This is a genomic window from Microbacterium resistens, assembly GCF_031456305.1.
In the GTDB taxonomy this organism is placed as follows: Bacteria; Actinomycetota; Actinomycetes; order Actinomycetales; family Microbacteriaceae; genus Microbacterium; species Microbacterium resistens_A.
In genome coordinates, this window is the sequence record NZ_JAVDUM010000016.1 from 71,199 (window position 1) to 90,538 (window position 19,340).

Genomic DNA, 19,340 nt, shown 5'->3' on the forward strand with positions numbered 1-19,340 from the left:
CCACTCTCCCCTCCGCGGGTGAACGGAAACCAACGAGCGGATAGCGGGTGACCGGCGTGCATGCATCGGGTGAACTCTGCACGACGGGGCCCGTCCTGCGCCTTCCCGCGGCCGACGGCCCGTCATCCTGAAGGCGTGAGAGTCGCGATCGTGACCGAGTCCTTCCTCCCGCACATGAACGGCGTGACCGGATCCGTGCTGCAGATCCTCCGCCATCTCGAGCTCGCCGGGCACGATGCCAGGGTGATCGCCCCCGCGGCCCGCGACATGCCCGTGCGCATCCGCGGCGCCAGGGTGGAGGCGATCCCCAGTGTCGGGCTGCCCGGGTATCCCACGGTCCGCGTCGGGGCGCCGACGTCGCGGCGGATCGCGGAGTCGCTGCGGCGCTTCGAGCCCGACGTCGTCCATCTCGCCTCGCCGTTCGCCCTCGGCTGGCGGGGCGTCGTGACAGCGGAGCGGATGGGGATCCCCGCGGTGGCCGCCTACCAGACCGACGTCGCCGCCTACGCCTCGCGATACGGGGTCGCCCTCACGACCGCGTTCGCGGAGGGGCACATCTCCCGGCTGCATCGCCGTGCCACGCTGACCCTCGCGCCCTCCGGCGAGTCCGAGGCGCAGCTGGCCCGCCTTGGCGTCGACCGGGTGCGGCGCTGGGGGAGGGGCGTTGACGCGGAGCGGTTCCACCCCGGCCGCCGCGAGGACGGCTGGGAGCACCGGGGCGGCGCTCAGACCGTGATCGGATACGTGGGGCGGCTGGCGCCGGAGAAGCAGGTGGAGGACCTCAGGGCGCTCGCCGACCTGCCGGGCGTCCGTCTGGTGATCGTGGGGGACGGGCCGGCGCGGCCCCGCCTGGAGGCGCTGCTGCCGGGAGCGGTGTTCCTCGGGCATCTCGGCGGCGCGGAGCTCGCCACGGCGATGGCGTCCTTCGACCTGTTCGTGCACCCGGGGGAGAGCGAGACGTTCGGCCAGACGCTCCAGGAGGCGCACGCGAGCGGCGTCCCGATCGTCGCGACCGGGCGCGGCGGCCCCCTCGACCTGGTCCGGCAGGGGATCGACGGCTGGCTCTACCGCCCGGGGGACCTGGCGGACCTGCGGGCGCGGGTGGCCGATCTCTCCGGCGACGTGCGCAAGAGGCGGGCCTTCGGTGAGGCGGGGAGCGAGGCAGTGCAGGGACGTTCCTGGGCGGCCGTCTGCGCACAGCTCTTCGACCGGTACGCCGAGGCGCAGGACCTGCACGGCGTCGACGCCGTGCGGCGCGTCCATCGCGCGCGGCGACCGGAGACGGCGGTGCGGCGTGCTGCGCCCTCACCGGCCTGGCGGCGCTACGTCGCCCTGGGCGACTCGCTCACCGAGGGGCTGTGCGATCCGGCGCCGGACGGGACGCTGCGCGGCTGGGCGGATCGGCTCGCGCTCCTCCTCGCCGCGCGAGGCGGGCTCCGCTACGCCAATCTCGCCATCCGCTCCAAGCGGGTCGCCGACGTCTGCGGCCCTCAGCTGGAGCGGGCACGGGAGCTGCGACCGGATCTCGTCTCGATCCTCGTCGGCGCGAACGACCTGGTGAAGCGTCGCGTCGACGTCCGTGCGCTCGCCGCGCAGCTCGAGGGGGCCGTCGCGACCCTGCGAGGAGACGGCGCCGATGTGGTGCTGGTGACCCCGTTCCTGCCGCGGCGGCCGGAGTCGTCGATCTACTCGGGCCGGTTCGCCGCGTTCGCGAGCGCCCTCGTCGGCATCGCGGAGCGCACCGGGGCGATCCTCGTCGACGCCGACCTCTTCCCCGCCCTTGGCGAGCGGCCGAACTGGGGCGAGGACATGGTGCACCTCTCCAGCCGTGGCCATCGGTTCCTGGCATATCGCGTCGGCGACGTCCTGGGCGTCCCCCACGCGGACGCCCTCGGGGTCCTCGACGAGTCGCTGCACGAGCACGAGCGGCTGACCAGGCGGATGTGGTGGCGGCGGCACGCGCTTCCCTGGGTGTGGCGCCGTCTGCACGGGCGCGCGGCGGGCGACGGGCGCACGGCGAAGCACGACGACTACGTGCGGCTGGGCCGGACCTCGGGCGACCGCGAGGGCGTCTCGGCGTGACGACGGACGCGGTCGGCGATCCCGAGGGCTCCGTGGGATCCGCGGGTCCGCCTGCTAGGCTAATTGCGGATTCCTGTGCGGAATCCGCAATTCAACACATGCTTCACGGAGCGGGTCGGCAGGAAGCTGGTCCCCTGTGGTGGGTTCCCCGGCGGCGTCGACGCGTCGGGTGGCTTTCCACTGGTGGCCAGCGCAGGCGGAAACCACGGGTCTCCCGTGCGCCCATATCTGCCCGTCTCCGCTCCTTCACGATGCTCGCGCTCCACACGGGAACGCGAGTCTAAACAAAGAAGGAGAGACCTCTTGGAAGGTCCTGAAATCACCGCCGCGGAGGCCGTGCTCGACAACGGTCGATTCGGCACCCGTACGATCCGCTTCGAGACCGGTCGCCTCGCCCAGCAGGCGCAGGGCGCGGTCGCGGCATACCTCGACGAGGAGACGATGCTCCTCTCGGCCACGAGCGCGGGCAAGCACCCGCGCGAGGGCTTCGACTTCTTCCCGCTGACCGTCGACGTGGAGGAGCGCTCCTACGCCGCCGGCAAGATCCCCGGCTCGTTCTTCCGTCGTGAGGGCCGCCCCTCGACCGAGGCGATCCTGGTCTGCCGTCTGATCGACCGCCCGCTGCGCCCGTCGTTCGTCGACGGACTGCGCAACGAGGTGCAGATCGTCATCACCGTGATGTCGATCGCGCCGGGCGAGTTCTACGATGCCCTCGCCATCAACGCCGCATCGGCGTCGACCCAGATCTCCGGCCTGCCGTTCTCCGGTCCTATCGCCGGCGTCCGCCTGGCGTTCGTCCCCGGTCACGGTGACCACGCCGACCAGTGGGTCGCCTTCCCGACCGTCGCGCAGCTCGAGGATGCCGTGTTCGACCTCGTTGTCGCGGGTCGCGTGGTGACCAAGGCCGACGGCACCGAGGACGTCGCGATCATGATGGTCGAGGCCGAGGCCACGGAGGGCAGCTGGAACCTCATCAAGGCCGGCGCCACGAAGCCGAACGAGGCCGTTGTCGCCGAGGGCCTCGAGGCCGCGAAGCCCTTCCTCAAGCAGCTCGTCGAGGCGCAGGCGAAGATCGCCGCATCGGCCTCGCGCGAGCCCGGCGTCTACCCGGTGTTCCCGCCCTACAGCGACGAGGTCGCCTCGTTCGTGTCGGAGCGCGCGTTCGCCGAGCTCAGCGATGTCTACCAGATCGCCGACAAGCAGGAGCGCCAGAGCGCCGACGACGCGATCAAGGACCGCGTCAAGGCGGAGCTGACGGCCGCCGTCGAGGCGGGCACCCTGCCGCAGAGCGCGCTCGCCGAGTTCGGCAACGCCTACAAGTCGGTCACCAAGCGGATCGTCCGCGGCCGCATCCTCTCCGAGGGCGCGCGCATCGACGGCCGTGGTCTTGCGGACATCCGTCCGCTGGACGCCGAGGTGCAGGTCATCCCGCGCGTCCACGGCTCCGCGATCTTCCAGCGTGGCGAGACCCAGATCCTGGGCGTCACGACGCTGAACATGCTCAAGATGGAGCAGCAGATCGACTCGCTCTCGCCCACGACGAGCAAGCGCTACATGCACCACTACAACTTCCCGCCCTACTCGACCGGTGAGACCGGCCGTGTGGGCTCCCCGAAGCGTCGCGAGATCGGGCACGGCTTCCTCGCCGAGCGCGCGCTCGTGCCGGTGCTGCCCAGCCGCGAGGAGTTCCCCTACGCGATCCGTCAGGTGTCCGAGGCCCTCGGCTCCAACGGCTCGACGTCGATGGGCTCGGTGTGCGCCTCGACCCTGTCGCTCCTGAACGCCGGTGTGCCGCTGCGCGCCCCGGTCGCGGGCATCGCGATGGGCCTGGTCACGGACGAGGTCGACGGGCAGACGCGCTACGCGGCGCTGACCGACATCCTCGGCGCCGAGGACGCCCTCGGCGACATGGACTTCAAGGTCGCGGGCACGAGCGAGTTCGTCACGGCGATCCAGCTCGACACCAAGCTCGACGGCATCCCCTCGGAGGTGCTGGCCGGGGCCCTGACCCAGGCCAAGGACGCTCGCCTGACGATCCTCGGCGTCCTCAACGCCGCGATCGACTCGCCGGACGAGATGGCGCCGACGGCTCCGCGCGTGATCAGCGTGCAGATCCCGGTCGACAAGATCGGTGAGCTCATCGGCCCCAAGGGCAAGACGATCAACGCGATCCAGGACGAGACCGGCGCGCAGATCTCCATCGAGGACGACGGCACCGTCTACATCGGCGCAACCGACGGCCCCTCGGCGGAGGCTGCCCGCGCTCAGGTGAACGCGATCGCCAACCCGACCAACCCGGAGATCGGCGAGCAGTTCCTGGGCACCGTGGTGAAGATCGCCAGCTTCGGCGCCTTCGTCTCGCTGCTCCCCGGCAAGGACGGCCTGCTGCACGTCACCGAGGTGCGCAAGCTCGCCGGTGGCAAGCGCGTCGAGAACGTCGAGGACGTGCTCGGGGTCGGTCAGAAGATCCTCGTGCGCATCACGAAGATCGATGACCGCGGGAAGCTCTCGCTCGAGCCCGTGATCGACGAGGCTCCGGCCGAGGCGCCCGAGGCCGAGACGGTCGAGGCCTGATCCTCACCGCGCAACGCATCTGAAAAGGGCCGTGTTTGTCCTCCTTTTGGGGGACAAACACGGCCCTTTTCGGTCATCGTGACGGATTCGTTATCGGAAGTTCGCCTGCCGGTCGCCTCAATGAACGGAAGCGTCCGTGGCCTCGCTTACTCTCTAAGTACGCACCTGGGTGTGGACAAAACGCAAGCGTTTCGGGGGTGAGAGCATGCGTCTTTTCGGTGTCGGGACAGTGGGTCCTGCGGAGCGCGTCGAGCCCGCCGGTCATCCGTCCGCTCCGATCCCGGTGGTGGGACCGGGCATCGGCACGCAGATCCGCGTCCCGCTCGGCGAGACGGGCGTCTCGGCCTTCCCGCTGATGCTCGGCGGCGCCGAGTTCGGCTGGAACACCGATACGGCGACGAGCAACGCGATCCTCGACCGCTATGCGGAGTTCGGCGGCAACGCCGTGCACACCGCCGACAGCTTCGCCGCCGGGCGCAGCGAGTACATCATCGGCCAGTGGCTGCACAGCCGGGGCTGCCGCGACGACTTCGTGCTCGGCGTCCGGGTCGGCGCGCACCCGGACAACCCGGGCATCGGATCGGTCAACCTCGTCCGCGCCGTCGAGAGCTCGCTCACCCGGCTGGGTGTCGAGCGGATCGACGTGCTCTACCTCGACGGCAGCCTCGACGACGGCAGCGCTCTCGAAGACACGCTCGCCACGACGGAATGGCTGACCGAGACCGGCAAGGTCGGTGCGCTGGGCGCCTTCGGCTTCTCGCCGGAGCGCCTCGTCGAGGCGCGGATCCTCGCCTCGGCCGGCTACCCGCGGATCGAGGTGCTCGACGAGCCGTACAACCTGCTCCGCAGGGAGCCCTACGAGGGCGACCTTCGCCTCGTCGCGGGGGCCCAGGGGCTCGCCGTCACGCCGTCGCACGCGCTCGAGCACGGATTCCTCTCCGGTCGTCACCGCTCGAAGCAGGCGCTCAACGGAGTGCGGGGCATGCAGCTGCGCAGCAACATCAACCGGCGAGGCATCAAGGTGCTCCGTGCGCTGGACCTCGTCGCGAACGAGCTGCAGGTGCCGGTCGCCGCGGTCGCGGTCGCCTGGCTGCTCGCGCAGCGGACGATCACGGCGCCGATCGTGAACGCCTTCTCCACCGAGCACGTCGAAGAGCTCATCCAGGGCGCCGGCGTGTCCCTGAGCCGTGCGCAGCTCGCCGAGCTGGCGCGCGCGGCGGCCTGATCCGGAGACACGGGTCAAGGTCCGGAGGGTCTCGCCGTGTGACGGGGCCCCTGACGTCGCGGAGGCCGTGGCGTAGGCTGAAATGGCTCCGACACCAGCGTCGGCGACGAAGCGAGCGGTTGTGACGCACTACATCTATCTGGTCAGACACGGTGAACATCAGGACGCCGAGCACGGCGTCGACGACGGTCCTCTCTCTCCCCGCGGACGGCGTCAGGCCGAGCTGATCGCGGATCGGCTCTCCGGTCTCGCGCTCGACGCGATCTGGCACTCGCCGCTCCTTCGCGCCGCGGAGACCGCCCGTGCGATCGCGGAACGGCTGCCCGCGGTGCCCGCCCAGCCCTCGGCGCTCCTCTTTGACTGCGTCCCGACGGGGATGACGGAGGACACCCCGGCCGTCTTCGAGCCGTTCTTCGGCTCGGTCACGGAGGCCGAGATCGAGGCGGGACGCGCGCAGATGGGCGATGCCGTCAGTGAGTTCCTGGTGCGCAAGCCCGGGGACGCCCACGAGGTCCTCATCACGCACAACTTCGTGATCTCGTGGTTCGTCCGCGAGGTGATCGAGGCCCCCGACTGGCGCTGGATGACCCTTAACCAGGCCCATTGCGGGCTGACCGTGATCGCGCAGAAGCAGGGGCGTCCGTGGAGCCTCGTCGCGCACAACGACCTCGGCCACCTGCCCTTCGAGCTGCGCACCGGCATGCCCGACCTCCTCCCGGTCTGACCCCGCCCCTCCGCACAGCACCCGCCTGGTGAGGGGCGAGGGCTCAGGGGGAGAGCGCCTTGCGGTACCAGCGGGTCGCGTTCGGGTTGTCGTTGTAGGGCTCGATCTCGACGTAGCCGCTTCGACGATAGAGATGACCCGCCGCCTCCAGGGTGTGGTGGGTGTCGAGGACCAGATCCTGAGCGCCCCACTCCCGTGCCCGGCTCTCCAGCTCGTCCAGGAGCAGCCGTCCCCAGCCGCGTCCGCGGGTCTCGGCTCGCAGGAACACGTGCTTGACCTCGAAGCGGACGGCGTCGCCGGGGAGCCGCCGGATGCCGCCGCACCCCACGATCCGCTCGCCGTCGCGGACGAGCAGCAGAACGCCGTCGGGCGGGGCGAAGGCGTTCGCCCCGGGGAAGACCGGTGAGTAGGTGCCGCCGGGGAACTCGGCGGCACGGGCCGCGAAGTACTCGGTGAGGAGTTCCCGCGCCGACGGATCGATCGGCGACACCGGATGGAATGTGACCATTCTCCGACGCTACGCCGGGCGCGCCGCGGGTCGCCGCCGCCGCGCTGAATAGAATCAAGGCATGACGACGCGCGTTGCCCTCGTGGGCGGAACCGGCAAGCTCGGCGCGATCATCCGCACGGTGATCGACGGGCTCGACGGCTTCGCGCTGCACGCCGTGCTCAGCTCGCGCAGCGACATCGACGAGCTCGACGGCGCGGACCTCGTCGTCGACGCCTCCATCCCCTCCGTGAGCGTGGACGTCGTCCGCGGCGCGATCGAGCGGGGCGCGAACGTGCTGGTCGGCACCTCCGGATGGTCGGCGGAACGGATCGCGCTGGTACGCCCGCTCGTCGAGTCGGCGGGGACCGGCGCCGTGTTCATCCCGAACTTCTCTCTCGGGTCGGCCCTCGGCACGGCCCTGGCCGCCCTCGCCGCGCCGTTCTTCCCCTCCGCCGAGATCGTCGAGGCACATCGGCACACCAAGATCGACTCGCCCAGCGGCACAGCGGTCCGCACCGCGGAGCTCATCGCCGGCGCCAGGGCGGGCCAGGGTCCCGTGGACGCGCCGCATGTCGATCAGGGGGCCCGCGGACAGCAGGTCGCCGGCGTCCCGATCCACTCCCTGCGCCGGCCCGGCGTGGTCGCCGAGCAGGAGGTCATCCTCTCCGGTGCCGGCGAGTCGTTGCGGATCATCCACGACACGATCGACTCTGCCGAGGCCTACGCGCCGGGGATCCGGCTCGCGCTGCCCTTCGCCCGGGATGCGAAGGGCGTGATCGTCGGGCTCGAGAACGTCATCGACCTCGGCATCCGTCCGCCCGTATGACCGTTCGCATCGGCGTGCTCGGCCCGGTGCAGGTGGCGGGACACGACGCCGGAGGGGCAGCGACCCGCGCTCTCATCGCCGCGCTCGTCGTCGGGACGGACCGACCGGGGAGCGCGCGGTCGGTCGCGGCGCTCGCCGACGACATCTGGGGTGAGGATCAGCCGCAGAATCCACGCGGCGCCGTGCAGACGCTGATCTCACGGCTGCGGGCCGCGGGAGGCGGAGACCTCGTCGTGAGCGCTCCCGGCGGGTACGCGCTGTCGGCGGAGACGGACCTCGATCGCGCGCGTTCCCTGCTCCGGGACGCGGCGGAGGCGGGCCGTCCCCGACGACTCGATCTGCTCGATGAGGCACTCGGCCTCTGGCGGGGGGAGCCGGGGGCGGATCTGGGGGATGCCCCGATCGCCCAGGTCCTCGATGACGAGGCGGCGGGCCTGCGGGCGGAGATCCGCGCGGCCAGAGCGGGAGCGCTCGCCGACGCCGGTCGGCACACCGAGGCGGTCATGGCCTTCGAGGCGCTCGCCGATGCGCGTCCGCTCGACGAGGCGGTCCATCTCGGGCTGATGTCCGCACTCGTGGCCGCATCCCGCACCGCCGATGCGATCGCGGTGTACGGCACCTTCCGCGCCCGCCTCCGGGACGTGCTCGGCAGCTCGCCCGGCTCGACGCTGACGGAGCTGAACGCCCGCCTCCTCCGTGACCAGGAGGCGCCGCGTGTGCGCGTCGGGCTGCGCGCGGCCCCGAACGATCTCATCGGTCGCGACCGGGTCCTCGCCGAGGCGATCGCTCTGATCGGCCGCGTCCGTCTCGTCACCATCCTCGGGGTGGGCGGTCTCGGCAAAACCAGGATGGCGCAGGCGGTCGCCGCGGCCGTGGAGACGCCCGTCGTGGTCTTCGTCCCGCTGGCCGGCGTGCGCGCGGACGCCGACGTGCCGCTCGCGATCGGCGCCGCACTCGGGATCAGCGAGGCGACGCCGGGCGGGCGGTTCTCCGAGCCGCGGTCCTGGCCCGATCTGCGGGCCCGGATCACCGCGGCCCTCGCGGACCGTGCCACGCTCCTCGTGCTGGACAACTGCGAGCAGGTGATCGACGGGGTGGCCGACTGGGCGGCCGACCTGCTCGCCGCGGTCCCGACGCTGAGCATCCTCGCCACCAGCCGATCCCCGTTGGCGATCGCCGCGGAGCACGTCCTCCCGCTCCCGCCGCTCACGATCGCGGTCGATCCCGAGGCGCCAGCCGTGCGGCTGTTCCTGGAGCGGGCGCGGGCGGCGCGACCGGACGCGTCCCTGGATCCGATGGTCCTTGCCAGGCTCTGTGCGCATCTGGACGGTCTGCCGCTCGCGATCGAGCTCGCCGCGGCGCGCGTGCGCACCATGACGCCGGAGCAGATCGAGTCGCGTCTGCAGGACCGGTTCGCGCTCCTCACGAGCGGCGACAGGACCGCACCGGAGCGCCATCGCACGCTCGAGGCCGTGATCGCCTGGAGCTGGGACCTGGTCGATGAGGAGGCGCAGCACGCCCTCACGGTGCTGTCGCTGCTGCCGGGCGGCTTCTCGGCCGCGACGGCGGCGGCGGTGCTCGGCCGTTCCGTCGACGACCTGATGGACCGCCTCGCCGAGCAGTCGTTGCTCGTCGTCTCCGAGACCCGGGATGCACGGGTGCGCTTCCGGATGCTCGAGACCGTGCGGGAGTTCGGCCTCAACCGGCTGGCCGCCGCCGGCGCCGACGCGGAGTCGGCCGGGTGGGACGCGGTGCTCGGCTGGGCACGGGCGTTCGCCGAGGACCATGCGCGGCACGGGCTCTCGTTCCCGGGCGCGCTGAGCCCCGCGGCGCATCGCGAGGTCGGTGCGGAGCACGACAACCTCGTGATGGTGCTTCGGCGACTCCTCGAATCGGGGGATGCCGCCGACGTCGTGAAGCTGTTCGCCGTGCTCGGGCAGTCCTGGTTCATGCGCGGCGCCTACAGCGAGCTGATCGGCGTCAGCGGGGCCGTCCTCGCGGCCGCGCGCACGGTCCCGGTCGACGAGGTCCCGCTGGAGGCGATCGCGATGACCATGACGGTGGCCACCGTCGGCTGCCTGATCGTCGAGGATCCCCGGGGCCTGCGCGGACTGGCGGCGCTCCGGGCGCTGGAGCGGACGGCCGGGAGCCGGATGAGTCCTGCGTGGCGGGGACTGGTCACGGTCATGGCGGTCGCGTCCAGGGAGTCGGAGGTGGGCGCGGTCCTCGACGGGCTGAGGGCGTCTCAGGACACCCGTGCGCGTCTTGCCGGAGAGGTGCTGATCGCGCACTTCGCGGAGAACCTCGGCGAGCCGGAGCTCGCGATGACCGCGGCGGTGGAGGCCTGGGAGCACGCGCGGGAGCTCGGGGAGCCATGGACGGCCGCGATGGCCGCCGACGCCGCGGCGCAGCTCTCCAGCCAGTCGGCCAGGCCCGCCGAGGCGATGGTCTGGACCGCGCGCGCGGAGGAGGGGTTCCTGGCCTATGACGCGACGGACCAGCTGCGGCAGATGCAGTGGCTCCGTGGCGGCATCCTTCTGGGACTCGATCGATCCGCGGAGGCGAGGGCGCTGTTCACCGATCTGACACAGACCGGGGAGCTCGCCCAGGACGGCCTGGAGATGGGGGCGATCGGCTGGTACGGCCTCGCCGAGGCCCATCGACTCGCGGGCGAGCTCGAGGAGACCGCCGAGGCGTATCAGCGCGCGATGGCGATGTTCCGCACCAACGACCAGCGCCGTTCGCCGTGGTATCTCATGGCGGTCGCGGGCTACATCACGGCGGGGGCGCACGATCTGGACCTGGATCCGGTGATCCTCGACCGCTGGGTGCGCCGGCTCCGCGGGCGGGCCGTCGCGGGCTACCGGCTGCGTCCGGACGTCGTCGATCGTCCGGTGCTGGGCACCGTGCTCCTGGGCTGGTCCGCCTGGGCGCTCACGCGGCCGGGGCTGCAGGGGAGCGGACTGGAGGCGCTCGCGATCGCCGAGGCGCTGGGGGCGAGGCAGGACATGCCGAGCATGCGGCTCGCGGAGCACTTCGACAGGGCACGACGGCTCGTCGGCGATGATGCGGTGGAGAAGGCGCGCGCGGAGGTGGCGACGCTGTCACCGCCGGAGCGGATCGTCCGCGGCTACGCCCTCCTCGACCCGCGCGGCTAGAGGCGAGACGCGAGGAGGGGCGATCGCCGGTCGCGATCGCCCCTCTCGGTACCTGCTCAGGCCCGGCGCATGTAGGCGCGCACCGTCAGCGGCGCGAACACCGCGACGATCACTGCGGCTCCCAGCAGCGAGATCCACAGGTCGACGCCGATCGTGCCGGTGTTGACCAGATCGCGGACGGCCGTCACCAGATGGGAGACGGGGTTGATGTTCACGAACCACTGCAGCCAGACCGGCATCGTGTCGACGGGGACGAACGCGTTGGAGAGGAACGTCAGCGGGAACAGGATGATCATCGAGATGCCCTGAACGCTGGAGGCGGTCCGTGCGATGACGCCGAAGAAGGCGAAGATCCAGCTCACCGCCCAGGAGCACAGGATCACCAGGATCGCCGCGACGATCACGGAGCCGAGGCCGCCCGCCGGGCGGAACCCCATGATGTAGCCCATCACGAACGTGAGGACGGTCGCGATCCCGTAGCGGACGGTGTCGGCCAGCAGCGCACCGGACAGCGGGGCGATGCGCGCGATCGGCAGCGAGCGGAACCGGTCGAACACGCCCTTGTCCATGTCCTCGCGCAGCTGGGTGCCGGTGACGACGGAGGTGGTGATCACGGTCTGGACGAGGATCCCCGGGATGATCACCGGGAGATAGGACGCCACGTCGCCCGAGATCGCCCCGCCGAAGATGTAGGTGAACATCAGCGTGAACAGGATGGGCTGAAGCGTCACGTCGAACAGCTGCTCGGGCGTGCGGCGGATCTTCACGAGACCGCGACCAGCCATCGTCAGGGTGTTCCGCACGGTCTGGCCGATGCCCGCGTAGTTCTTGAGCCGTCGCTCGCTCGCGGGGATGATTCGGTCGCGCGTCGGCGCGGGTGCGAGAGCGCTCATGCGCGCACCTCCTCCTTGGTCTGGGCCGCAGCGGCCTCGTCGGCGGACCCGCCTGTGGCGGGGCTGCCCGTGATGGTGAGGAAGACCTCGTCGAGCGTCGGCTTCTGGACGCTCATCTCGGCCAGGTGGATGCCGGCCTCCCGCAGGGTGATCAGGAGATCGGCCAGGCGGTCCGCGTCCGCCATCGGCGCGGTGATGCGGGAGGCCTCGGGGGAGAGCGTGCCGGGAACGCCGAGCACCTGCTCGATCACACGGAGGGCGTCCTCGTTGTCGACGGCGTGCTCCAGCCGCAGATGCAGCGAGGAGGTGCCCACCGAGGCCTTCAGCTCGTCGGCGGTGCCCTCGGCGACGACCCGGCCGCGGTCGATCACCGCGATGCGATCGGCGAGCTGATCGGCTTCGTCCAGGTACTGAGTGGTCAGCAGCACGGTCGAGCCGGTCTTCACCAGCTCACGGATCGTGTCCCACATCTGCCCGCGGGTGCGGGGGTCCAGGCCCGTGGTCGGCTCGTCGAGGAAGATGAGCGGCGGCTGGGCGATGAGGGACGCGGCGAGGTCGAGTCGGCGGCGCATGCCTCCGGAGAAGTCCTTCAGCGGGCGCTTCGCCGCCTCGGAGAGTGCGAAACGGTCGAGGAGTTCGGCCGACTTTCGGCGGGCCTCCGCGCGTGAGAGGCCCAGCAGACGGGAGAAGATCATGAGGTTCTCGGAGGCGGACAGCGTCTCGTCCACCGAGGCGAACTGCCCGGTGACGCCGATGAGCTGTCGCACGATCTGCGCCTCGCGGACGACGTCGTGCCCGAAGATGCGGCCGGAGCCGCCGTCCGGACGCATCAGCGTCGCGAGCATGTTGATGGTGGTGGTCTTGCCGGCGCCGTTCGGGCCGAGGACGCCGTAGACGGTGCCGGTGCGGACCCGCAGATCGACGCCGTCGACTGCGCGGTTCTCGCCGAACACCTTCACGAGCCCGTCGGCCTCAACGGCCCAGTCGGTGGTGGAATTCGTCATGGCATGAGCCTCGCCCCGAGCGCTGTCACCGCGCTGTCGGTGCGCTGTCATGGCACTGTCACCGGCTGTCGCCGGCGCTTCGAGGCGCGCGGTCGCGCGGGCGCGCGCCGCTCGGACGCCTAGGATCGAGGGATGGGTTCCCGCATCGGCGTGATCGTGATGGCCGTCTGCCTCACGCTGTACATCCTCCTCGCGGGGCAGCGCGCGATCGCCCTGCTCGCGACCGGGACCCCGATCGCCATCACGATGGGGGTCGCCCTCATCGTGCTGCCGCTCATCGGCATCTGGGCGCTCGTGCGGGAGATCCAGTTCGGCCTGGCCGCCGATCGACTCACGCGCATCCTCCGCGTCGAGGGGCGGCTGCCGGACGACGAGGTGGGGCTGACGCCCAGCGGCCGGGTCGACAAGGAGGACGCGCCGGCGCTGCTGCATCGCTACACGTCCGACGCCGAGGCCGAGCCTGCGGACTGGCGTGCCCGGCTCAGGCTCGGGATCGTTCAGGACGCGACGGGGAACCGCCGCGCCGCCAGGGCGAGCGTCCGCGAGGCGATCCGTGTGGAGAAGGCCTCGCGCTGACGCCGCTCAGGCGAGGAGCGCTCAGGCGAGCGTGGCCTCGAGGGTGATCTCGATGCCGGCGAGGGCCTGGGAGACCGGGCAGCCCGCCTTCGCCTCCTCGGCGATGCGCTGGAACGTCTCCGCGTCGATGCCGGGAACGATCGCGTTGACGTTCAGGTGGCTGCCGGTGATCCCGGTGCCCGGCTTGAAGGTGACCGAGGCGGTCGTGTCCACGCGCTCCGGCGGGGTGCCGTTGCCGGCGAGGGCGTGCGAGAGCGCCATGCTGAAGCAGGAGGAGTGCGCGGCGGCGATGAGCTCCTCAGGCGTGGTGGTGGTCTCCGACCCCTCGGAACGGGCCTTCCAGTCGAGGGGGAACGTGCCCAGGTGCGACGAGGAGAACGAGACGTTCCCCGATCCCTCGGTGAGGCTTCCGGTCCAGGTGGCTGCTGCTTCACTCGTGACGGGCATGTCGGCTCCTCCGGGGAATGGGACGGGGTGTCAGCAGCCAGCCTAGCGATCAGGCCGCTGCGGAGGAACCGTTGCGCCCCAGGACTCCGGCCCGCTGCAGGACGAGGTAGAGCTGACAGCCGAGGCAGAGGCCGAACACGGCGTTGAGGAACGCGGCGACGAACGCCGCGGCCGTCGCGATCGGCAGCGCCCACGGGACGGCGAGCAGGTGCAGGACCAGGCCGACCGTGACCACGAACAGGCCGACTCCCTGGGCGAATCGCGGCGGACGCGGGTCCTCCAGCTCGGTCGGAGGGGCGAGACGGGGACGCACGGCGGAACGGTAGAGCACAGCCCAGGGATGCGTCCGCGCGGAGACGATGCCCCACAGGAACAGGAGTGCGATGACCAGCGTGAGGAGGAAGGCCGGCTGCAGAGCCCGGGAGAGGTACAGAGCCGTCCACGTCTCTCCGCCCGGAGCGAACACCTGACCCGCGAGCGGCTGGTAGGCGAACCAGCCGAAGGCGGGGGCCTGCGGTGGTCCTGCGATGAGCCCCAGCACGGTCGCGACGAGCAGCAGCGCCGAGGTGATCGCGGCGCCGAAGCGGGGCCCGCGGGGATCGATGCCTGCCGGTGCGCTCATGGGGGACCTTTCCTGACGCTCAGGCGTTGATCGAGGGGCCGGGGAGCTCGGCGAGCGCATCGGCGACGGCGTCGAGCCTCGGCACGCCGAGGAAACGGGCGCGGATGACGCCGTCGCCGTCGACGAGGAGGGTGGTGGGCGTGGACAGCACGCCGTAGCGTGCCGCGAGGTCGCGGCGATGCGTGAGGTCGATCTCGGCGTGCGCGACGCCGTCGCGGGCATCGGCCCAGGCGCCGAGCACCCTGCGCACCTGCGGGCAGCGCGCGCAGAACTCGGTGCTGAACTGCACGAGCGTCGCTCGTTCCGCGAGCGCGGCGGGGGCGAGGTCGGCCGGGGCGAGCCGGAGCTCCGCACCGCGCTTCGCACCCCGTCGGCGCCCGCCCTCCCGACTCTTCAGGAGGACGCCGAGGACGACGGTCGCGGCGAGCAGCGCGGCGACCGCGGCGAGGGCGACGGTCACGGACATGGTCCGAGGCTACGCCGCGTTCCGGGTGTCGGCGCGGATGTGACGCACGATGACCGCGCCCTCTCGGCCGGGTGTCGGCGATGGCCGGTATCCTGGCCGTCATGAGCGCAGCGATCCCGACGCCGTACGAAGACCTGCTCCGCGATGTGCTCGAGCACGGCACTCGGAAAGAGGATCGCACGGGCACGGGCACCTCCAGCGTCTTCGGCAGGCAGATCCGTTTCGACCTGGCGCAGGGCTTCCCGCTCATCACGACCAAGCGGGTCCACTTCAAGTCGATCGCCTATGAGCTGCTCTGGTTCCTCCGGGGCGAGTCCAATGTCGGCTGGCTGCAGGAGAACGGCGTCACGATCTGGGACGAATGGGCGGACGCGGATGGCGAGCTCGGACCGGTGTACGGCGTGCAGTGGCGGTCGTGGCCGACGCCGGACGGCGGGCACATCGATCAGATCCAGCAGGTGATCGAGCAGATCAGGGCGACGCCGGACTCGCGCCGCCTCATCGTCACGGCATGGAACCCGGCGGACATCCCGGAGATGGCCCTGGCGCCCTGCCATGCGCTGTTCCAGTTCTACGTCGCCGACGGGCGGCTCTCCTGCCAGCTCTACCAGCGCAGCGCCGACCTGTTCCTCGGCGTGCCCTTCAACATCGCCTCCTACGCCCTGCTCACCCTCATGGTCGCCCAGCAGACCGGTCTCGAGCCCGGTGAGTTCGTGTGGACCGGCGGGGACTGCCACATCTACGACAACCATGTCGATCAGGTGCGCGAGCAGCTCTCCCGAGATCCGTATCCGGCTCCGACGCTGCGCCTCGCGCGGCGTCCCGCCTCCATCCTCGACTACGCCTATGAGGACTTCGTGGTCGAGGACTATCGGCACCACCCCGCGATCAGGGCGGCGGTGGCGGTATGACCTGGGTCGGTCTCGTCTGGGCGGAGGCGCGTGACGGGGTCATCGGCGCCTCGGGAGGGATGCCGTGGCATGTCCCGGAGGACCTCGCGCACTTCAAGGAGGTGACCATGACCGCCCCCGTGGTCATGGGCCGGAAGACGTGGGACTCGCTGCCCGAGCGCTTCCGGCCGCTCCCGGAGCGGGAGAACGTCGTGGTCACGCGCCAGCAGGACTGGGCGGCCGACGGCGCTCGCCGGGCGTCGACCGTCGCCGACGCGGTGCGGGGCATGGAGCGGGTCTGGATCATCGGCGGCGCCGACATCTTCCGCCAGGTGATCGGCTCCGCGGACCGCCTGGAGGTGACCGAGCTCGACCTCGACGTCGAGGGAGACGCGTTCGCGCCGTCGCGCACGGGCTGGCACCTCGTCGACGAGGGGGAGTGGCAGACATCCCGCACCGGGATCCGTTTCCGCTTCCTGGGATACGAGCGCTGATGCCCACGGCACTGATCACCGGGGCGAGCGCGGGGCTCGGCGCCGAGTTCGCCCGGCAGCTCGCGGCGCAGGGCGCCGACCTCGTCCTGGTCGCTCGTTCCCGGGATGCCCTGGAGGCCCTCGCCGCGGAGCTTCGCACAGCGCATGGGGTCCAGGTCGAGGTGCTCGCCGTCGACCTCAGCCGCGAGCGCGGGCTCGCGAAGGTCGTCCGCCGGGTCTCCGACGCCGCCCGCCCGCTCGACCTCCTCGTCAACAACGCGGGATTCGGCCTGCCGCTGCACTTCGCCGACAACGACATCGACGACGAGGTGCGGCACCTGCGCCTGCACGTCGAGGCATCGATGCGTCTGATGCATGCCGCCCTCGGCGTCATGCGCGGTCGTGGTGGGCGGATCGTCAACGTCGCCTCGGTCGCGGGCTTCATCTCCCGCTCCACCTACTCGGCGTGCAAGGCATGGCTGATCGGGTTCAGCCGGTGGGCGAACGCCGAGTACGCGGTCGACAGGGTCTCCGTGACGGCCGTGTGCCCCGGCTTCACGCACACGACGTTCCACGAGCGGATGGGGCTCGCGCCGGGGAGCGAGGGTGTTCCCGCCGTGATGTGGCTGGATGCACGGGACGTGGTGCGTGAAGGCCTGCGCGACGCCGCGAGCGGCAAGGCCGTCTCGGTCCCGTCCCTGCGCTACAAGGCGATCGTCGCGCTGACCAAGGTCCTGCCCCCGTCCCTGACGGCCGGTGTGGCGCGCCGCGGACGCGTCTGAGGCGACCGGTCAGCGGAAGCGCCCGAGATGGATGCCCGCGTAGGCGAGCGCGGCGACGGTCTCCCCGTCGGTGATCGTCCCGTCGGCGACCATGCGCACCGCCTCGGTGAACGGCACCCATTCCAGCCCGTCGATGCCCTCGTCGGCCTGGCCGTGCGCACCCTCGTCGGCCAGGCTCGTCCCGCGCGCCAGGAAGACGTGCTCGGGGGCGACGGTCACGCCGTTCAGCGCGTTCATCGAGCCGATCCTGGTCCATTCCTCCGCTCGCAGACCGGTCTCTTCGAGGAGCTCCCGCCGGGCCGCGGTCAGAGGATCCTCCCCGTCGGTGCCACCGGCGGGGACCTCGACCGAGCGTCCGGTCGTGTATCGATCCACCGTCACGAGGCAGACCCGGTCCTGGTCGTCGAGGGCGACGACGAAGACGGCGGGGTTCCGCAGCGTCACGACGCCGTAGATGCCGTCACCGGCGGGGCCGGTGACCGCGTCCTCCCGGACGGAGATCCAGGGGTTCTCGTAGACGACGCGCGAGTCTCGGGTCTGCCAGGCCATGCCGGCGAGCCTAGCCGCACCGATCGGCCCTGTGAGGCGCCGCCTAGAATCGGGTCCATGGGCTGGCTGTTCGGACGGAAGAAGGAGACCCAGGACGCGAGCGAGATGCTGCGCCGCTACAACGAGGCGGAGTCCGCGCGCCTGGCTGCGATGGTCGGCGGTTCCGACTCCGCGACGGCCGGAACGCCGACGCTGACGGTGCCGTCTGCGACGCTGTCCGCCGCGGGCGAGCCGGGTGCGGAACTGGCCGTCGAGGACGTGTTCACGATCACGGGACGCGGTCTCGTCGTGACGGGGAAGGTCGTCTCGGGCACGATGCGCGTAGGAGACCAGGTCGTCGTCCTCCGCGGCGGAGCACAGCAGGCGTCCGCCCGCGTCACGGGGATCGAGATGCTGCGGAGGAGTGCGACCGAGGCAGCGACGGGCGCGTCGGCCGGTCTCCTCCTCGCGGGGAAGCACGACATCGTGCGCGGGGACATCGTGCGGACGGTCCCGTCCGCGTGAACGGAGCCCGACCCGATACGCTGAGAGCATGACGCACACGGGCAACCCCTTCGGACAGGTTCTCGTCGCGCTCGTCACGCCGATGACGGCCGACGGCGAGGTCGACTGGCCCGCTGTCGAGAAGCACATCGACCGCGTGATCACCGACGGCGCCGACGGCATCGTCGTCACCGGGACGACGGGCGAGACCTCCACGCTCACCGACGCGGAGAAGCTGCGTCTGGTCGAGGTCGGCAAGGACGTCTCCGCGGGCCGCGCCAAGATCATCACCGGTGGCGGGTCGAACGAGACCGCGCACGCCATCGAGCTCTACCGGGCCAGCGAGAAGGCCGGCGCCGACGGCATCATGATCGTCACCCCGTACTACAACAAGCCGACGCAGGCGGGCATCCTCACGCACTTCCGGCTCGTGGCCGACGCCACCGATCTGCCGGTGATCCTGTACGACATCCCGGGGCGCACAGGTGTGCCGATCAAGTACGAGACGATCCTCCGGCTCGCGAAGCATCCGAACATCCTCGCGGTGAAGGACGCCAAGGGCGACTTCTCCGAGGTGAGCCGCGTGCTGAACCAGACGGACCTGATGTACTTCTCGGGCGACGACGCGAACGTGCTGCCCCATCTCGCGATCGGCGCGACGGGTCTCATCGGCGTCACCGCCAACATCACCTCGGCCCCCTATCGGACGATCGTCGACGCGGTGAACCGCGGCGACCTCGCCACGGCGACCGCCGAGCACCAGCGTCTGGAGCCGCTCGTGCGCGCCGCGATGACGCACGTGCCCGGCACCGTCTCGGCGAAGTACATCCTGCACGGCCTCGGCCGTATCGGCAGCCCGCGCGTCCGCCTGCCCCTGGTGGGGCCGGAGGAGTGGGAAGCCGCCATCATCGAAGACGAGCTCGCGCTCGTCAAGGACGTCCCGGGAGCGGACTTCTCCGACTTCCGTCCAGACCGCAACGCCGCCGCCGGCGGCGCACTGCCCAAGGTGCACGGGACCACCCGTTGAACACCGCAGGGCGCTGACACGCAACGAACGGGCACGTCTGGTGTCCGAC

At 71.3% G+C, this 19,340-nt stretch carries 19 protein-coding genes; 12 read left to right on the forward strand and 7 right to left on the reverse strand.

The features are described 5' to 3' along the window. Positions 1-135 precede the first annotated feature (135 nt). The 4 genes from J2Y69_RS16255 to J2Y69_RS16270 all read left to right on the forward strand — a co-directional run bounded on the left by J2Y69_RS16255 (position 136) and on the right by J2Y69_RS16270 (position 6,605). Positions 136-2,082, forward strand: coding sequence for a GDSL-type esterase/lipase family protein (locus tag J2Y69_RS16255; protein ID WP_310022686.1), 1,947 nt, complete (start codon positions 136-138; stop codon positions 2,080-2,082). Positions 2,083-2,385: 303 nt separating this feature from the next. Then, a complete protein-coding gene (locus J2Y69_RS16260; protein ID WP_310022689.1) occupies positions 2,386-4,656 on the forward strand; it encodes a polyribonucleotide nucleotidyltransferase in 2,271 nt (756 codons plus the stop codon). A gap of 205 nt (positions 4,657-4,861) precedes the next feature. Next, entirely contained in the window at positions 4,862-5,881 is a 1,020-nt protein-coding gene (locus J2Y69_RS16265) for an aldo/keto reductase (RefSeq protein WP_310022691.1), read from the forward strand. Positions 5,882-6,002: 121 nt separating this feature from the next. After that, positions 6,003-6,605, forward strand: a complete 603-nt coding sequence (locus J2Y69_RS16270) for a histidine phosphatase family protein (RefSeq protein ID WP_310022692.1) — start codon at positions 6,003-6,005, stop codon at positions 6,603-6,605. Between the two features lie 43 nt (positions 6,606-6,648). Here J2Y69_RS16270 and J2Y69_RS16275 read toward each other — a convergent pair whose 3' ends face one another. Beyond that, positions 6,649-7,113, reverse strand: coding sequence for a GNAT family N-acetyltransferase (locus tag J2Y69_RS16275; RefSeq protein ID WP_310022694.1), 465 nt, complete (start codon positions 7,111-7,113; stop codon positions 6,649-6,651). Between the two features lie 61 nt (positions 7,114-7,174). Here J2Y69_RS16275 and dapB point away from each other — a divergent pair, with 61 nt between their 5' ends. Continuing rightward, positions 7,175-7,921 (forward strand): 4-hydroxy-tetrahydrodipicolinate reductase, encoded by a 747-nt coding sequence (gene dapB / locus J2Y69_RS16280; protein WP_310022696.1) that lies wholly within the window; start codon positions 7,175-7,177, stop codon positions 7,919-7,921. Then, positions 7,918-11,079, forward strand: a complete 3,162-nt coding sequence (locus J2Y69_RS16285) for an AfsR/SARP family transcriptional regulator (RefSeq protein WP_310022698.1) — start codon at positions 7,918-7,920, stop codon at positions 11,077-11,079. The genes dapB and J2Y69_RS16285 overlap by 4 nt, the downstream gene beginning before the upstream one ends. A gap of 56 nt (positions 11,080-11,135) precedes the next feature. Here J2Y69_RS16285 and J2Y69_RS16290 read toward each other — a convergent pair whose 3' ends face one another. After that, a complete protein-coding gene (locus J2Y69_RS16290) occupies positions 11,136-11,972 on the reverse strand; it encodes an ABC transporter permease (protein ID WP_310022700.1) in 837 nt (278 codons plus the stop codon). Beyond that, a complete protein-coding gene (locus tag J2Y69_RS16295; protein ID WP_310022703.1) occupies positions 11,969-12,976 on the reverse strand; it encodes an ATP-binding cassette domain-containing protein in 1,008 nt (335 codons plus the stop codon). Before J2Y69_RS16295 ends, J2Y69_RS16290 begins: the two co-directional genes overlap by 4 nt. Before the next feature lie 132 nt (positions 12,977-13,108). On the opposite strand from J2Y69_RS16295, the gene J2Y69_RS16300 reads away from it, so the two are divergent. Continuing rightward, complete coding sequence (locus J2Y69_RS16300) at positions 13,109-13,552, forward strand: hypothetical protein (protein WP_310022706.1); 444 nt, start codon at positions 13,109-13,111, stop codon at positions 13,550-13,552. 21 nt (positions 13,553-13,573) lie between these two features. On the opposite strand, the gene J2Y69_RS16305 is transcribed toward J2Y69_RS16300, so the two are convergent. The 3 genes from J2Y69_RS16305 to J2Y69_RS16315 are packed head-to-tail and all read right to left on the reverse strand — an operon-like array spanning position 13,574 to position 15,087. Beyond that, a complete protein-coding gene (locus J2Y69_RS16305) occupies positions 13,574-13,999 on the reverse strand; it encodes an OsmC family peroxiredoxin (RefSeq protein ID WP_310022709.1) in 426 nt (141 codons plus the stop codon). 49 nt (positions 14,000-14,048) lie between these two features. Further along, positions 14,049-14,621 (reverse strand): DUF4395 domain-containing protein, encoded by a 573-nt coding sequence (locus tag J2Y69_RS16310; RefSeq protein WP_310022711.1) that lies wholly within the window; start codon positions 14,619-14,621, stop codon positions 14,049-14,051. 19 nt (positions 14,622-14,640) lie between these two features. Then, positions 14,641-15,087 carry a thioredoxin family protein gene (locus J2Y69_RS16315; RefSeq protein ID WP_310022714.1) on the reverse strand — a complete coding sequence of 149 codons (447 nt, stop codon included), beginning with the start codon at positions 15,085-15,087 and terminating at the stop codon, positions 14,641-14,643. 101 nt (positions 15,088-15,188) lie between these two features. On the opposite strand from J2Y69_RS16315, the gene J2Y69_RS16320 reads away from it, so the two are divergent. Genes J2Y69_RS16320 through J2Y69_RS16330 form a run of 3 tightly spaced genes read left to right on the forward strand, consistent with a single transcriptional unit; the run spans position 15,189 to position 17,232 of the window. Next, positions 15,189-15,998 (forward strand): thymidylate synthase, encoded by an 810-nt coding sequence (locus tag J2Y69_RS16320; protein ID WP_310022717.1) that lies wholly within the window; start codon positions 15,189-15,191, stop codon positions 15,996-15,998. Next, entirely contained in the window at positions 15,995-16,471 is a 477-nt protein-coding gene (locus J2Y69_RS16325; RefSeq protein WP_310022720.1) for a dihydrofolate reductase, read from the forward strand. Before J2Y69_RS16320 ends, J2Y69_RS16325 begins: the two co-directional genes overlap by 4 nt. Then, positions 16,471-17,232: an SDR family NAD(P)-dependent oxidoreductase gene (locus J2Y69_RS16330; protein WP_310022722.1), complete on the forward strand. Its 762-nt coding sequence runs from the start codon at positions 16,471-16,473 to the stop codon at positions 17,230-17,232. The genes J2Y69_RS16325 and J2Y69_RS16330 overlap by 1 nt, the downstream gene beginning before the upstream one ends. A gap of 9 nt (positions 17,233-17,241) precedes the next feature. On the opposite strand, the gene J2Y69_RS16335 is transcribed toward J2Y69_RS16330, so the two are convergent. Further along, positions 17,242-17,781 (reverse strand): NUDIX hydrolase, encoded by a 540-nt coding sequence (locus J2Y69_RS16335; RefSeq protein WP_310022725.1) that lies wholly within the window; start codon positions 17,779-17,781, stop codon positions 17,242-17,244. 57 nt (positions 17,782-17,838) lie between these two features. Here J2Y69_RS16335 and J2Y69_RS16340 point away from each other — a divergent pair, with 57 nt between their 5' ends. Together J2Y69_RS16340 and dapA are read left to right on the forward strand one after the other, a co-directional pair. Next, positions 17,839-18,285, forward strand: a complete 447-nt coding sequence (locus J2Y69_RS16340; protein ID WP_310022728.1) for an EF-Tu/IF-2/RF-3 family GTPase — start codon at positions 17,839-17,841, stop codon at positions 18,283-18,285. Between the two features lie 28 nt (positions 18,286-18,313). Then, positions 18,314-19,291 (forward strand): 4-hydroxy-tetrahydrodipicolinate synthase, encoded by a 978-nt coding sequence (gene dapA, locus J2Y69_RS16345; protein WP_310022731.1) that lies wholly within the window; start codon positions 18,314-18,316, stop codon positions 19,289-19,291. Positions 19,292-19,340: the final 49 nt, after the last annotated feature.

Bases quoted from the DNA above. Each gene is read 5' to 3' on its own strand.
- J2Y69_RS16265 (WP_310022691.1), top strand. From the start codon at position 4,862: ATGCGTCTTTTCGGTGTCGGGACAGTGGGTCCTGCGGAGCGCGTCGAG.
- J2Y69_RS16275 (WP_310022694.1), bottom strand. From the start codon at position 7,113: ATGGTCACATTCCATCCGGTGTCGCCGATCGATCCGTCGGCGCGGGAA.
- dapB (WP_310022696.1), top strand. From the start codon at position 7,175: ATGACGACGCGCGTTGCCCTCGTGGGCGGAACCGGCAAGCTCGGCGCG.
- J2Y69_RS16285 (WP_310022698.1), top strand. From the start codon at position 7,918: ATGACCGTTCGCATCGGCGTGCTCGGCCCGGTGCAGGTGGCGGGACAC.
- J2Y69_RS16290 (WP_310022700.1), bottom strand. From the start codon at position 11,972: ATGAGCGCTCTCGCACCCGCGCCGACGCGCGACCGAATCATCCCCGCG.
- J2Y69_RS16295 (WP_310022703.1), bottom strand. From the start codon at position 12,976: ATGACGAATTCCACCACCGACTGGGCCGTTGAGGCCGACGGGCTCGTG.
- J2Y69_RS16300 (WP_310022706.1), top strand. From the start codon at position 13,109: ATGGGTTCCCGCATCGGCGTGATCGTGATGGCCGTCTGCCTCACGCTG.
- J2Y69_RS16305 (WP_310022709.1), bottom strand. From the start codon at position 13,999: ATGCCCGTCACGAGTGAAGCAGCAGCCACCTGGACCGGAAGCCTCACC.
- J2Y69_RS16310 (WP_310022711.1), bottom strand. From the start codon at position 14,621: ATGAGCGCACCGGCAGGCATCGATCCCCGCGGGCCCCGCTTCGGCGCC.
- J2Y69_RS16315 (WP_310022714.1), bottom strand. From the start codon at position 15,087: ATGTCCGTGACCGTCGCCCTCGCCGCGGTCGCCGCGCTGCTCGCCGCG.
- J2Y69_RS16320 (WP_310022717.1), top strand. From the start codon at position 15,189: ATGAGCGCAGCGATCCCGACGCCGTACGAAGACCTGCTCCGCGATGTG.
- J2Y69_RS16325 (WP_310022720.1), top strand. From the start codon at position 15,995: ATGACCTGGGTCGGTCTCGTCTGGGCGGAGGCGCGTGACGGGGTCATC.
- J2Y69_RS16330 (WP_310022722.1), top strand. From the start codon at position 16,471: ATGCCCACGGCACTGATCACCGGGGCGAGCGCGGGGCTCGGCGCCGAG.
- J2Y69_RS16335 (WP_310022725.1), bottom strand. From the start codon at position 17,781: ATGGCCTGGCAGACCCGAGACTCGCGCGTCGTCTACGAGAACCCCTGG.
- J2Y69_RS16340 (WP_310022728.1), top strand. From the start codon at position 17,839: ATGGGCTGGCTGTTCGGACGGAAGAAGGAGACCCAGGACGCGAGCGAG.
- dapA (WP_310022731.1), top strand. From the start codon at position 18,314: ATGACGCACACGGGCAACCCCTTCGGACAGGTTCTCGTCGCGCTCGTC.